General features: G+C 63.3%; 13 protein-coding genes and 1 pseudogene. 7 read left to right on the top strand and 7 right to left on the bottom strand.

Annotation, left to right across the window (positions count from 1 at the left end; translation table 11 throughout):
• Both AX729_RS40935 and AX729_RS28455 read left to right on the top strand, forming a co-directional pair.
• A pseudogene (locus tag AX729_RS40935) lies at window positions 1-214 on the top strand (hypothetical protein); the annotation flags it as partial.
• An 80-nt stretch (window positions 215-294) separates the two neighbouring features.
• Complete coding sequence (locus tag AX729_RS28455) at window positions 295-1,404, top strand: CaiB/BaiF CoA transferase family protein (RefSeq protein WP_061027513.1); 1,110 nt, start codon at window positions 295-297, stop codon at window positions 1,402-1,404.
• A 100-nt stretch (window positions 1,405-1,504) separates the two neighbouring features.
• On the opposite strand, the gene hppD is transcribed toward AX729_RS28455, so the two are convergent.
• Window positions 1,505-2,620: a 4-hydroxyphenylpyruvate dioxygenase gene (gene hppD, locus AX729_RS28460; RefSeq protein ID WP_061027514.1), complete on the bottom strand. Its 1,116-nt coding sequence runs from the start codon at window positions 2,618-2,620 to the stop codon at window positions 1,505-1,507.
• A 121-nt stretch (window positions 2,621-2,741) separates the two neighbouring features.
• On the opposite strand from hppD, the gene AX729_RS28465 reads away from it, so the two are divergent.
• Both AX729_RS28465 and AX729_RS28470 read left to right on the top strand, forming a co-directional pair.
• On the top strand, window positions 2,742-3,221 hold the full coding sequence (locus tag AX729_RS28465) for an Lrp/AsnC family transcriptional regulator (protein ID WP_061027515.1): 480 nt from the start codon (window positions 2,742-2,744) through the stop codon (window positions 3,219-3,221).
• Window positions 3,222-3,293: 72 nt separating this feature from the next.
• Window positions 3,294-3,605: a DUF1272 domain-containing protein gene (locus AX729_RS28470; protein ID WP_061027516.1), complete on the top strand. Its 312-nt coding sequence runs from the start codon at window positions 3,294-3,296 to the stop codon at window positions 3,603-3,605.
• A 118-nt stretch (window positions 3,606-3,723) separates the two neighbouring features.
• Here the strand turns inward: AX729_RS28470 and fahA are convergent, their stop codons facing one another.
• From fahA to AX729_RS28495, 5 genes are all read right to left on the bottom strand, one after another.
• On the bottom strand, window positions 3,724-4,995 hold the full coding sequence (fahA, locus tag AX729_RS28475) for a fumarylacetoacetase (protein ID WP_061027517.1): 1,272 nt from the start codon (window positions 4,993-4,995) through the stop codon (window positions 3,724-3,726).
• Window positions 4,996-5,205: 210 nt separating this feature from the next.
• The gene (gene hmgA, locus AX729_RS28480) at window positions 5,206-6,552 is read right to left on the bottom strand and encodes a homogentisate 1,2-dioxygenase (RefSeq protein WP_061027518.1); all 1,347 of its coding nucleotides are present in this window, start codon (window positions 6,550-6,552) and stop codon (window positions 5,206-5,208) included.
• Window positions 6,553-6,554: 2 nt separating this feature from the next.
• Entirely contained in the window at window positions 6,555-7,511 is a 957-nt protein-coding gene (locus AX729_RS28485; protein ID WP_061027519.1) for an MBL fold metallo-hydrolase, read from the bottom strand.
• 18 nt (window positions 7,512-7,529) lie between these two features.
• Window positions 7,530-7,754, bottom strand: coding sequence for a DUF2783 domain-containing protein (locus AX729_RS28490; protein ID WP_061027520.1), 225 nt, complete (start codon window positions 7,752-7,754; stop codon window positions 7,530-7,532).
• Window positions 7,755-7,766: 12 nt separating this feature from the next.
• Window positions 7,767-9,380, bottom strand: coding sequence for an FAD-dependent oxidoreductase (locus AX729_RS28495; RefSeq protein WP_061027521.1), 1,614 nt, complete (start codon window positions 9,378-9,380; stop codon window positions 7,767-7,769).
• A 110-nt stretch (window positions 9,381-9,490) separates the two neighbouring features.
• On the opposite strand from AX729_RS28495, the gene AX729_RS28500 reads away from it, so the two are divergent.
• Together AX729_RS28500 and AX729_RS28505 are read left to right on the top strand one after the other, a co-directional pair.
• A complete protein-coding gene (locus tag AX729_RS28500) occupies window positions 9,491-10,033 on the top strand; it encodes a MarR family winged helix-turn-helix transcriptional regulator (protein ID WP_061027522.1) in 543 nt (180 codons plus the stop codon).
• Window positions 10,034-10,158: 125 nt separating this feature from the next.
• Window positions 10,159-10,671, top strand: coding sequence for a hypothetical protein (locus AX729_RS28505; RefSeq protein WP_061027523.1), 513 nt, complete (start codon window positions 10,159-10,161; stop codon window positions 10,669-10,671).
• Between the two features lie 62 nt (window positions 10,672-10,733).
• Here the strand turns inward: AX729_RS28505 and AX729_RS28510 are convergent, their stop codons facing one another.
• Entirely contained in the window at window positions 10,734-11,540 is an 807-nt protein-coding gene (locus AX729_RS28510) for an N-acyl homoserine lactonase family protein (RefSeq protein ID WP_061027524.1), read from the bottom strand.
• Window positions 11,541-11,905: 365 nt separating this feature from the next.
• On the opposite strand from AX729_RS28510, the gene AX729_RS28515 reads away from it, so the two are divergent.
• A partial coding sequence (locus AX729_RS28515; protein WP_197433691.1) for a caspase family protein occupies window positions 11,906-12,744 on the top strand: 839 nt, incomplete at its 3' end.

Here is a 12,744-nt window from a genome sequence, read left to right on the forward strand (position 1 = left end):
GTTAGAGCGTTTTCGAGCGAAGTGGACGCCGGTTCGCGTCAAGAAAACGCGTCAAAACAAAAAGCTGGAGCCGCGTTCCGATTCCATCGGAACGGCAAAGGCTCTAGCCACTGGACACAACTCTTCCGCGGCGCGCAGCAATGCGCGCCGCTTTTATTATGCGCCCATGCGCGAAAAGCGCTTGCCTCGCTGCAGTGAAGGCGGGAAAAGTTAATCAGACGATTAACTCGCCCACAGAGACGAACGTCGCGCCCGCCTGGACTTGGCAGGCGCCCGCGATCCGAGGAAACAAAAGTGCTCGACAAGCCCGCCCAAACCGCTTCCGTCCGCAATTCCGGCCCGCTCTCAGGCTTCCGCATCGTCGAATTCGCCGGCATCGGTCCGGGCCCGTTCGCCTGCATGATGCTGGCCGACATGGGCGCCGAAGTCGTCACCCTCGACCGGATCGGCGCGAATAAAAGCATGAAGTCGGTGGCTGGCCGCGGCCGCAAGGTGATCGAGCTCGACCTCAAGGACAAGGCAGCGATTGCGCAAGTGCTCGACCTGCTCGCCGGCGCCGACGCGCTGGTCGAAGGCTTTCGTCCCGGCGTGATGGAGCGGCTCGGGCTCGGTCCCGATGTCGTGCTCGCGCGCAATCCCAAGCTGGTCTACGGCCGCATGACGGGCTGGGGTCAGGAAGGCCCGCTGGCGAACGCCGCCGGCCACGACATCAACTACATCTCCATCACCGGCGCGCTGGCCGCGATCGGCACGAAGGAGGCGCCGGTGCCGCCGCTCAATCTGGTCGGCGATTTCGGCGGCGGCGCGCTCTATCTCGTCGTCGGCGTGCTCGCGGCGCTCCTGGAAGCTCAGAAGTCCGGCAAAGGTCAGGTCGTCGATGCCGCCATGTGCGACGGCGCGGCATCGCTGATGTCCTTCTTCTTCGACATGACCGCGATGGGACGCTGGTCCGAGGGACGCGACCGCAACTTCCTCGATGGCGGCGCACATTTCTACGGTGTCTATGAATGCGCCTGCGGCAATTTCGTCTCGATCGGCTCGATCGAGCCGCAATTCTATGCGCTGCTGCGCCAGCATGCCGGGCTCACCGACGCCGATTTTGACGCGCAGATGGATCCCAAGGCCTGGCCGGCGCTGAAGGAGAAGCTCAAGACGGTGTTCAAGAGCAAGACGCGCGAAGACTGGTGCAAGATCATGGAAGGCACCGACATCTGCTTCGCGCCGGTGCTGACCATGTCGGAGGCGACGCAGCACCCCCACATGGTCGCCCGCAACGTCTTCGTGGAGCGTCACGGCATCAAGCAGCCGGGGCCGGCACCGCGCTTCTCACGCACGCCGTCGGCGGTACGCGAGCCGGAAGCGGCGGAGATCGCCGCGGTGACGAAGGCGTGGGCGGGGCGTTAGTCTCTCTGCCGTCGCTTCAAGCTCCGCTGTCGTCCTGGATCGGCGCTTTGCTTGTCCGGGACGACGCCTGTTTTGACGAGCCTGCTGTGGCACGCAGCGCTTACGCCGCATCCACCTTCAGCACACCGCGCCGGATCTGGTCCTCCTCGATCGATTCGAACAGGGCCTTGAAATTTCCCTCGCCGAAGCCGTCGTCGCCCTTGCGCTGGATGAACTCGAAGAAGATCGGGCCGATCGCGTTGGCGGAGAATATCTGCAGCAGCACCTTGGTCTGGCCGCCGTCGACCACGCCCTCGCCGTCGATCAGGATGCCGTTCTTCTTGAGCCGCGCGACGTCCTCGCCATGCTTGGGCAGGCGCGTATCGATCTTCTCGAAGTAAGTGTCGGGCGGCGACGGCATGAACGGCAGGCCGGCTTCGCGCAGGCCTTCGATGGTGCGGTAGATGTCGCGGCAGCCGCAGGCGATGTGCTGGATGCCCTCACCGCGATAGGTCTTGAGATATTCCTCGATCTGCCCGGAATCGCCGGCGTCCTCGTTGATCGGAATCCTGATCTTGCCGTCCGGGCTGGTCAGCGCGCGCGAGAACAGGCCGGAGGCACGGCCCTCGATGTCGAAGAAGCGAATCTGGCGGAAGTTGAACAGCTTCTCATAGAAGCCGGCCCAGACATCCATGCGGCCGCGATGGACGTTGTGGGTGAGATGGTCGAGATAGAACAGGCCTGCGCCGACCGGTCGCGGATCGCGTGCGCCGAGCCATTCGAACTCGGCATCATAGGCCGAGCCCTTGGCGCCGTAGCGATCGACGAAATAGAGCAGGCTGCCGCCAATACCCTTGATGGCGGGCACGTCCAGCGTCTTTTGTGCCGATGACACGTCTGCAGGCTCTGCACCGAGCGAAATCGCGCGGTCATAGGCCGCCTTCGCATCGACGACGCGGAACGCCATCGACGGCGCGCAGGGTCCATGCGTGGCGACGAAGTCGTAGCCGTGGGTGCCGGGCTCCTCGTTGACGAGATAGTTGATGTCGCCCTGGCGGTAGACCGTGATCTTCTTGGTCTTGTGGCGCGCGACGGGCGCATAGCCCATCAGCCGGAATAGTGCGTGGAGCTCGTCCGGATTGGGATGCGCATATTCGACGAACTCGAACCCGTCGGTGCCCATTGGATTGTCGGCGCTGATCGTGGCCGGCGGTGCATCGTGCGGAAACGGACCCATGCTGCTCTCCCAATTTGCTGCCGGGAGGAACTATCGTTCATGGGGCGCGCAAGAAGCGTGCAAACGGGACGCAATTTCGCTACCCTATGCACGGTTTGTGCAGAAAATGGACGATTGACGCATGATTTCCGTGGACGCCTTCGACCTGAAGATCCTGGGCGCGCTCCAGGAAGACGGCCGCCTCACCAACCAGGAGCTCGCCGACCTCGCGGGCCTTTCCGCCTCGCAATGCTCGCGCCGGCGGATGCGGCTGGAGGAGGAGAAGGTGATCGCGGGCTATCATGCCGACCTCTCCAGCGAGGCGCTCGGCTTCGGCGTGATCGCCTTCATCCAGGTGGGGCTTGCGACCCATTCCCCTGACAATTCCAAGCGTTTTCGCGCGCTGGTGAACCGGATCGACGAGATCCAGGAAGCCTATTCGCTGACAGGCGATGCCGACTACGTGCTCAAGGCGGTGCTGCGCGACCTCAAGGGTCTCTCCAACCTCGTCAACGACGTCTTGATGCCGCACCAGAGCGTGGCGCATGTACGCTCCTCGATCGTGCTCGACAGGCTCAAGGAAAGCTCCAGACTGCCGCTCAAGGAAATCAAGGCCGGCTGAAATCGAGGGAAATGCGGCATTCGCGGTGCGCGAGCGATCTGCAATGATCCACATAAATGCGGAGATTCAATCATGGCCCTCCAGCTTCGACCCAACTGCGAATATTGCGATCGCGACCTGCCGCCAAACGCAACGGACGCTCGGATCTGCTCCTACGAATGCACGTTCTGCGCGGATTGCGTCGAGACGAAACTGTTCAACGTCTGCCCGAACTGCGGTGGCGGTTTTGCCCCGCGCCCGATCCGGCCGGCGCAGGAATGGCGGCCGGGCGTATGCGCCAGCAAGCAGACGCCGTCCGACAAGCGGGTGCACCTGAAGTACAGCGTGGATGATGTCGCCGCGCATTGTGCACGGATACGCGATGTGCCGCCGGATAAACGGTAGGCTCTCTCCACGTCATTGCGAGCGCAGCGAAGCAATCCAGAATCCCTCCGCGGAGAAACTCTGGATTGCTTCGTCGCTTCGCTCCTCGCAATGACGGTGTTTGTGGCGATGGCGGAGATCACTCCGCCGCCAGGATCGTCCCCTCGACCTCGCCGAAGCCGACGCGATAGCCGTTGCCCTGGCACCAGCCGCGCATCACGAGACTGTCGCCGTCTTCCAGGAACGAGCGCTTGGCGCCGCCGGGCAGCTCAACTGGCTCGGTGCCGTTCCAGCTGATCTCGAGCAAGCTGCCGCGCTGGTCCTTCTCCGGGCCGGAAATGGTGCCGCTGCCCAGGAGATCGCCGACATTCATGGCGCAGCCGGAGGAAGCGTGGTGCATCATTTGCTGCACCGAAGACCAGTACATGTACTTGAAATTTGTGCGGCTGATGCTGGCGGCAGCATTGGCGCCGGCGGCACGCAGGGACACGTCGAGCGCGATGTCGTAGTTCTGCGGCTTCGCCTGCTTGAGATAATCGAGCGGCACCGGCTCCTGCTCCGGTCCCTTCAGCCGGAACGGCTCCAGCGCCTCGCGCGTCACCACCCAGGGGCTGATCGAGGTCGCAAACGCCTTGGCAAGGAACGGCCCGAGCGGCACATATTCCCATTGCTGGATGTCGCGCGCGCTCCAGTCGTTGAGCAGCACGAAGCCGAAGATCATCTCCTCGGCCTGTTGCTCGGTGAGCATGCCGCCCATCGGCGAGGGCTGGCCGACCACGACGCCCATCTCGAGCTCGAAGTCGAGCCGCTTGCAAGGCCCGAAGCTCGGCACATCCACATTCGGCGGTTTCAATTGCCCGCGAGGCCGCTTCACCTTCGTGCCGGAGACCACGACCGTCGATGCGCGGCCGTTATAGGCGATCGGCATATGCAGCCAGTTCGGCTGCAGCGCATTGTCCTTGCCGCGGAACATGACGCCGACATTGGTGGCGTGCTCTTTCGACGAATAGAAGTCGGTGTAGCCGGAGACGGCGAAGGGCAGATGCAATCTGGCGTCCCGCATCGGCACCAGCGCCTGCTTGCGCAGCTCCTCGTTGTCGCGCAGCTCCGGATGATCGTGACGCAGCAGCTCGCTGATCCGCGCCCGTGTCTTCGTCCACACCTTCGGCCCCAGCGCCATGAAGGGGTTGAGTGATGCTGCCGAGAACACGCCGAGCGGCCCGACGTCGAGCCGCGAATCCTGCTCGAGCTGCCAGAGATCGAGCACGTAGTCTCCGATCGCGACCCCGACCCGCGGCGTCGGGTTGGCCGCGGTCGAGAACACGCCATAGGGCAGGTTCTGGATCGGGAAATCGGAGGCCGGACCGACGTCGATGAAGGAGCGGAGGCTGGGGTCGTTGGGGTGGGGCATTGGTTTCCCGTGGCGCAGCGGTGGCAATGTCACCCTCCCCTGGAGGGGGAGGGTCGGCTCATATTGAGCGCAGCGAAATATGAGACGGGGTGGGGTGATCTCTCAACACGGGCACTGTTGGACGTGGAGAGACCGTCACCCCACCCCGCTACGCATTCCGCTTCGCTGCATGTGTAGCGACCCTCCCCCTCCAGGGGAGGGTAAGCAAGACTACGGCCGGCTCGGATCGAATTTCTTCTCCAGGCCCTTCCAGCAATCCGCGTAATCGTCCTGCAATGTCGATGCGTTCGCCGCATGCGCGGTGACGCGCTGCGGGTAGCGGGTCTCGAACATGAAGGCCATGGTGCCCGTCAGCTTCACCGGCTTAAGCTCGCCATTGCTGGCATGCTCGAAAGCATCGCGGTCCGGGCCGTGCGGCAGCATGCAATTGTGCAAGCTCATGCCGCCGGGGACGAAGCCTTGCGGCTTGGCGTCGTAGACGCCGTAGATCAGCCCCATGAACTCGCTCATGATGTTCATGTGGTACCAGGGCGGACGGAAGGTGTTGTCCGCGACCATCCAGCGCTCGGGGAAGATCACGAAGTCGATGTTCGCGGTGCCTGCGGTCTCCGACGGCGAGGTCAGCACCGTGAAGATCGAGGGATCTGGGTGGTCGAAGCCGATCGCGCCGACGGGAGAGAAGGTGCGCAGATCGTACTTGTACGGCGCGTAATTGCCGTGCCAGGCGACGACGTCGATCGGCGAATGGGCGAGCTGCGTCTTGAACAGCGAACCGCCCCACTTCACGAACAGCTCTGTCGGCGTGTCCTTGTCCTCGTAATGCGCGACCGGCGTGAGGAAGTCGCGCGCATTGGCAAGGCAATTGGCGCCGATCGGCCCGCGTTCCGGCAGCGTGAAGGCACCGCCGTAGTTTTCGCAGAGATAACCGCGCGCAGGACCATTCGGAATCTCGACGCGGAACTTGACACCGCGCGGGATCACCACGATCTCGCCGGGCTCGGCATCGATGCGGCCGAACTCGGTGACGAGCCGCAAATTTCCCTGCTGCAGCACGAACATCAGCTCGCCGTCGGCATTGTAGAAATGCTGGTCCACCATCGATTTGGTGATGAGGTAGACATGTGCGGCCATGCCTGCCTGCGTGTTGACGTCGCCGGCCGTCGTCATGGTCTGCACGCCCTGCACGAAGGTGACCTCATCCTTCGGAAGCGGCGTCGGATCCCAGCGCAGCTGCGCGATCGGCAGATCGTATTCGTGGCACGGTGCCGAGCGCCACAGGCCGGCATCGACCTTGTCGAAGCGGCCGGAATGCTTCACCGAGGGACGGATGCGGTAGAGCCACGAGCGCTCATTGCTGCCCCGCGGCGCGGTGAAGGGCGAGCCCGAGAGCTGCTCGGCATAAAGGCCATAGGCGCAGCGCTGCGGCGAGTTGCGCCCGATCGGCAATGCGCCGGGCAGCGCCTCGGTCTCGAAACTGTTGCCGAAGCCGGACATGTAGCCGGGCGTGACCTGCGCCGAGCTGCGGATGATCTGGTCGGGTGAGGTGTTGATGTTCATGACTATCCTCCTCCTTGCAAGGCGGCCCACATTTCCTGGTCGCGCTTGTCGGTCCAGATCACAGGGTCGTCGATCCCCGACGCTTCGTCATAGGCGCGCGACACATTGAACGGCAGGCAGTGCTCGTAGATGGCGAAGCTGTGGAATTTCGGATCCATCACCTCGCGGGTCGCCGCCATCGATTCCTTCAGCGTGCGGCCTTTCGCGACGGAGATTTCGGCGGCGCCATAGAGCGAGGTGACGAAGTCGCGCGTCATCGCGATGGCTTCGCGCACCGTGGCCGTGCCCTTCAGCGCATCGCCGCGACCCGGCGCGATCGCCTTCGGATTGAAGTTGCGGATCTCGTTCAACGTCATCGGCCATTCGCGCAGATGCGCATCGCCGCAATAGCAGGCCGAGTGATATTCGATGAGATCGCCGGAGAACATCACCTCCGCGTCCGGAACCCAAGCGACGATGTCACCGGAGGTGTGGCCGGCTCCGAGCTGCATCAAACGCACCTCGCGCTTTCCGAGATAGATTGTCATCTCGCCTTCGAAGGTCAGCGTCGGCCAGGTCAGGCCGGGGATGCTCTGCGCGTCCTGGAACAGGCGCGGGAAGCGGCCATATTCGGAATCCCAATCCTGCTTGCCGCGCTCCTGGATCAGGCGATAGGTCTCCTGCGAGGCGACGATGCCTTGCGCCTTGTAGGCGGAGGCCCCCAGCACGCGCACGGCGTGATAGTGCGACAGCACGACATATTTGATCGGCTTGTCGGTGACGGCGCGCACGCGCTCGATCACCTTGTTCGCCATCGCAGGCGTTGCCTGCGCGTCGAACACGAGGCAGCCGTCGTCGCCGACGATCACGGCCGTGTTCGGATCGCCCTCGGCGGTGAAGGCGTAAAGATCGGTGCCGATCTCGGAGAAGGTGATCTTCTTCTCGGCGAGGTCGCCGGTTGATGCGAAGTTCTTCGCCATAAATACTTCCTTACAAGTCTATTGTTGTTGCTGCTGTTGCTGCTGGTCGTCGATCATGCGGCGCTGGGCGAGCCCGATCGCCTCACGCAGCACGTCGATGTCCCCGATATGGTTGGCAAGGATCAGGACCAGCGCCGCATCGAAGTCGGCGCTCTGCTCCTCCGTGAGACCGCGATGCGCCTCGACGATGGCGCGGAAGGCATCGTCGGGGCGTGCGAAGTTCGAGCTGGTTGAAAGACCCATTGCGCAAGAACCTCAATTCAGGCTCTGGGCGCGCGAAAGCGCGGCCGCGATCATCGCACCGGTCGGATGGCGGAACCGTGCGGCGACATAACCATCGGGCCGCAGCAGATAGGCCGTCCCAGGCTGGGCATCGTACCGCTTCGCCGCGAGCCCCGACGGATCGGCAAGCCCGGCCTCGCCACCGATGCGGAGATCCTTGACGCCTTCAGGAACCTGGATCGTCGTATCATCGTCGAACGACAGCAGGGTGAACTGCGTTCCACCCTTGCGGAAGGCGTCGGTCAGATAGGCCTGCTCGCCCGCGCGCACTGCGATGGGCGCATCGAGCATGGAACAGCCGGGGGACGGTCCGCCGGCCCAGGCATCCGCATCGCGCGAGGACAGCGGCGAGTCATAGCTGCACGGCACCGACAGCCGCCCGCCATTGACCATACGCTTGCCGAACTCGGTCTCCTTGGCCAGCGACAGCACCGCCTTGCGCAGCCGCGCCTCCTGATGCGAGTTCGGCGCCATGAAGTCGGTCGAACGGGTGGATTCGCGGATGTTCTCATCGGCGGCCGCGCTGCGCTCAATGTGATAGCTATCGAGCAGGCTCGCGGGCGAGGCGCCGCGCAGCACGCGGTCGAGCTTCCAGGACAGATTTTCGGCGTCCTCGAGCCCGGAATTGGCGCCGCGCGCCCCGAAGGGCGAAACCTGATGCGCGGAATCGCCGGCAAAGATCACACGGCCATGGATGAAGCGATCCATCCGCCGGCACTGGAATTTGTACAGCGAGATCCACTCGAACTCGAACTTGTCGTGACCAAGCATGCGTGCGATGCGCGGCCGCACGTTCTCCGGCTTCTTCTCGACGACTGGATCGGCATAGCGACTGAGCTGGAGGTCGATTCGCCAGACATCGTCGGGCTGCCGGTGCAGGAGCGCCGAACGCCCGGCATGGAACGGCGGATCGAACCAGAACCAGCGCTCGGTCGGGAATTCCGCCGTCATCTTGACGTCAGCGATGAGGAACTGATCCTCGAACACCTGTCCGGCGAACTCGGCGCCGACCATCTGCCGTAGCAAAGAACGCGCGCCGTCGCAGGCGATGACATACTGGGCGAGCACGCGGTATGCGCCCTCGGGCGTCTCGATCGTCAACGCGACGGAATCGTTGCGTTGCTCGAGCGCCGTCACCTTGTTGCGCCAGCGCAGGTCGACCTCAGGCAGATCGTTGATGCGATCGACCAGATAGGCCTCGGCGTAGTACTGCTGCAGATTGATGAAGGCTGGCCGCTTGTGGCCGTCTTCGGGCAACAGGTTGAACTGGTAGAGCTGGGACTCGCCGTGGAAGATGCGGCCGACGCTCCACACCACGCCTTTTTCGACCATGCGGTCGGCAACGCCCAGCCGGTCCCAATATTCCAGCGAGCGTTTCGAGAAGCAGATCGCGCGCGAGCCTTCCCCGATGCGGTCGGCATCGTCCAGCAGCACCACACGCTGGCCGCGCTGGGCCAGATCGATCGCGAGCGACAGCCCCACCGGTCCGGCGCCGACCACCACGACCGGATGCTCGGCCGGGTGCTGAACGGGACGATCCTGATCGGGGTGGCGTCGATAGCCGAACTGGGATTTGGCCTGCGCCATGCACTAACCTCGGCTCTGGTCAGGAGAGGACTGGTCTGCTAGATAGTCTCACGTGCAACTATTTTGGACCGGAGCCGGCCGGCCGTCAACTGGAATTCGGAGCGCTCCCCTTGGCGAGGACATCCAGCGACATCGCCCTCAAGACACGGCAGGCCCGCGAGGCTTCGGCGCCGCCCAAGCCGCGGCTCGATCTGTTCAAGTTCGTGCCATTCCGCCTCAACCGGCTCGCAGCGGAGGTGAGTTCCGCGCTTTCGGTCGAATATCAGGAGCGGCATGGTCTCGATATTCCAGCCTGGCGCGTGATCGCCACGCTCGGCTTCCGCAACGATGCCTGCAGCGCGCAATTCATCTCGCAATGCACCCGCACGCACAAATCCACCATCAGCCGCGCGGTGACGACGCTGCTCAACGCCAACCTGATCGAGCGGGTCGAGAACGAAGCCGACCGCCGCGAATTCCGCCTGCAACTGACGAAGAAGGGCCGCGCGCTGTACGAGGAGCTGTTTCCGCAATTGCTGCGGCGGGAGGATGAAATCCTCGCCTGCCTCTCCGCGCAGGAGCGCAAGCAGCTGTCGGCCCTGCTCGGCAAGATCGAGCAGAGCCTCGACCTGATCCAGACAAGCCAGGAAGCCGACGCCAAGCAGGCGTATTAGGACGCTGAAGGGCGCAGACGTCGGCCGTTGCACCCTTTCCGGCTCAATATTTAGCGGCGCTCGCTCCGTCAAAAAACATCGTCGAGGGAATATTCGTACTTGGCTTCGGTGATAAAGAGATCAATATGGATCGTGAAGTATTCCTTGATCATCTCCTTCTTGCCAGTGAGCGTAGCCGAGAGTTCGCGGCGCGTTACGTTCTTGATTCTCTGCCTGGCGCCTATGCGTTCTGGGTCTTGTTGAATTGTTCATATGACAAGAATCCCCTCGTGGGAGATGAGATCATTTTCCCTAACGACTTTGAAAAACACGGGAAACGCGTTGGACCGCTGACGGCCGACGCCGTGACTTCCCTGTTGTGGCGAGATCAAAAAGTTCCCGAGTGGATCGATATTTCCGTGTGGGAGGCAGACCAGCATCTGACCTTTTTTGAGTTGATGTGCTGTGGCCGCTTCACCGCCGAGCCCGAGCGACTCTATTACCGCTCGACCGACATTGCTCCCTTTGGGGTCAAGAGCGCGGCCCATCCGGCGCACAGAGCTATTTCATCCACCGACAAGGCTCCCATTGAGAAATTCAGTTTGGCCGAGTCTCGCCAAACCGTATTGCGCGGACGCCAAGAGCAGTTGAACAAATAACGGCTTGAGGCCTCAACCGGGCCTGACATTGAGGCCCGTAGTCACGCCGCGGGTCGCCACCATCACTTCGCAAAAGATCTCGTCGGCGGCAGATGCAGCGCCCAGGCGTCGACCTTGTCGCTGGCGCGCGGATAGATCTCCGTCACGATCGGATCATGCCCGGGTATGAAACGATCCGGATGCCCGGAGAGGCGCTCGATCGTCTCCCAGCCCTGCGTCATGTCGCCGACATTGTAGACGATCGGGAACGGGCTGCGGCGTTGCAGATTGGCGTAGTAATGCGCGGCATCGGAGGCGAGCACCACCGGCCCGCGCGCGGTCTCGACCCTGACCACCTGCAAACCGTCGGAATGGCCGCCGACACGATGCACGGTGACGCCGGGCGCGACCTCGCCGTCGCCGGAATAGAAAGTGACGCGCTCGCCATAGACGTGGCGCACCATCTGCGTGACGTGCTCGACCGAGAACGGATGGCGCAACAGGCCGTTGCACATGCAGCGGCCGGTCGCGTAAGCCATCTCGCGCTCCTGAAGATGGAAGCGGGCATGCGGGAAGCGATCGAGATTGCCGGCGTGATCGTAATGCAGATGCGTCACGATGACGTCGCGAATCGCGGACGCAGCGACGCCGAAACGCTCCAGCGCGTCGACCGGATTGAGCGTCAACTTGCGCGCCCGGGCGCTCGCCTCCTCGGCGTTGAAGCCGGTGTCGACCAGGATGTCGCGGCCACCGCCACGGATCAGCCAGACGAAATAGTCGAGGTCCTGCGCCGCACTATCATGTGGATCTGGCACCAGAAAGTTCATGTGGGGGGTGCGCGGCGACATCGTCGCGTAACGCAGGGCGTAGATTTCGTAGACGTTTCCCATGGTCTTGCTTTTCTGAGTTGAATCTTCTGGGACGATCGAGCTCACCAAGCCATCGTCGGCAGGAAAGGTCAAACGAGGCGCTGTGCCGGTGCCGGCCCCGCAATGTGAGACCAATCACATTTTCATCGTCATGGTTGCCCTAGCATGCTGCCGATTGGATCGAACCAGGTCGCGCCGAGTACCGTCATGACAGCCCCTCCATTCCGCTCGCGCGACGTCCTTCCGTTACCGTCAATAATCCCGATAAGGTCGAATCTCCAAGCGGTTGACGCCCCCCGTCCCCGGTTTGATAATGCTTAGAGCGTAAGTTAAGGTCGCCGCGGCGCAAGCTGGAACGGCGCCTTTTTGGCTGGACCGCGCTGATTATGAAAATTCGCTTCTTTTTCCTTCTGCCCTTGCTCATCTCGCTTGTTCCGACGGCCCCATCGCTGGCCGCCGGCGACCGTTTTGCGCTGGTCATCGGCAACGCAAAATATCCGGATGCGGATGCCCCGCTGAAAGAACCCATCAACGACGCGCGTGATGTCGCCGACGAGCTCAAGCGCGACGGCTTTTCGGTCGAGATCGGCGAGAACCTGACCGGCGACGGCATGCGCCGCGCCTTCGACAAGCTCTACGGCAAGATCAAGCCGGGATCGGTGGCGCTGGTGTTCTTCAGCGGTTTCGGGATCCAGTCGGCGCGCCAGAGCTATCTGCTGCCGGTCGACGCACAGATCTGGACCGAATCCGACGTGCGCCGCGACGGCTTCAGCCTCGAGACCATCCTGGGCGAGCTCAACACCCGCGGCGCCGGCGTCAAGATTGCGCTGATCGACGCTAGCAGGCGCAACCCGTTCGAGCGGCGGTTCCGCAGCTTCTCGGCCGGCCTGACCCCGGTCATTGCGCCGAACGGAACGCTGGTGATGTATTCGGCGGCGTTGGCCTCGGTGGTCTCGGACGCCGGCGGCGAGCGCAGCCTGTTCGTCCAGGAACTGCTGAAGGAAATCCGCGTCCCCGACCTGATGGCCGAGGAGACGCTGAACCGCACCAAGATGGGCGTCACCCGCGCCTCGCGCGGCGAGCAGGTGCCGTGGATCTCCTCGTCATTGGCCGAGGATTTCTCGTTCATTCCGGGGGCTGGCGGATCGCGCCCCGCAACGACACCGCCGCCTGCGCCTCCCGCTGCGCCGGCCGTCGTCGCCAACAACCCGCCGCCGGCACCACC

Origin of the sequence: Bradyrhizobium sp. CCH5-F6 (assembly GCF_001556045.1) — a bacterium.
Taxonomy (GTDB): Bacteria; Pseudomonadota; Alphaproteobacteria; order Rhizobiales; family Xanthobacteraceae; genus Bradyrhizobium.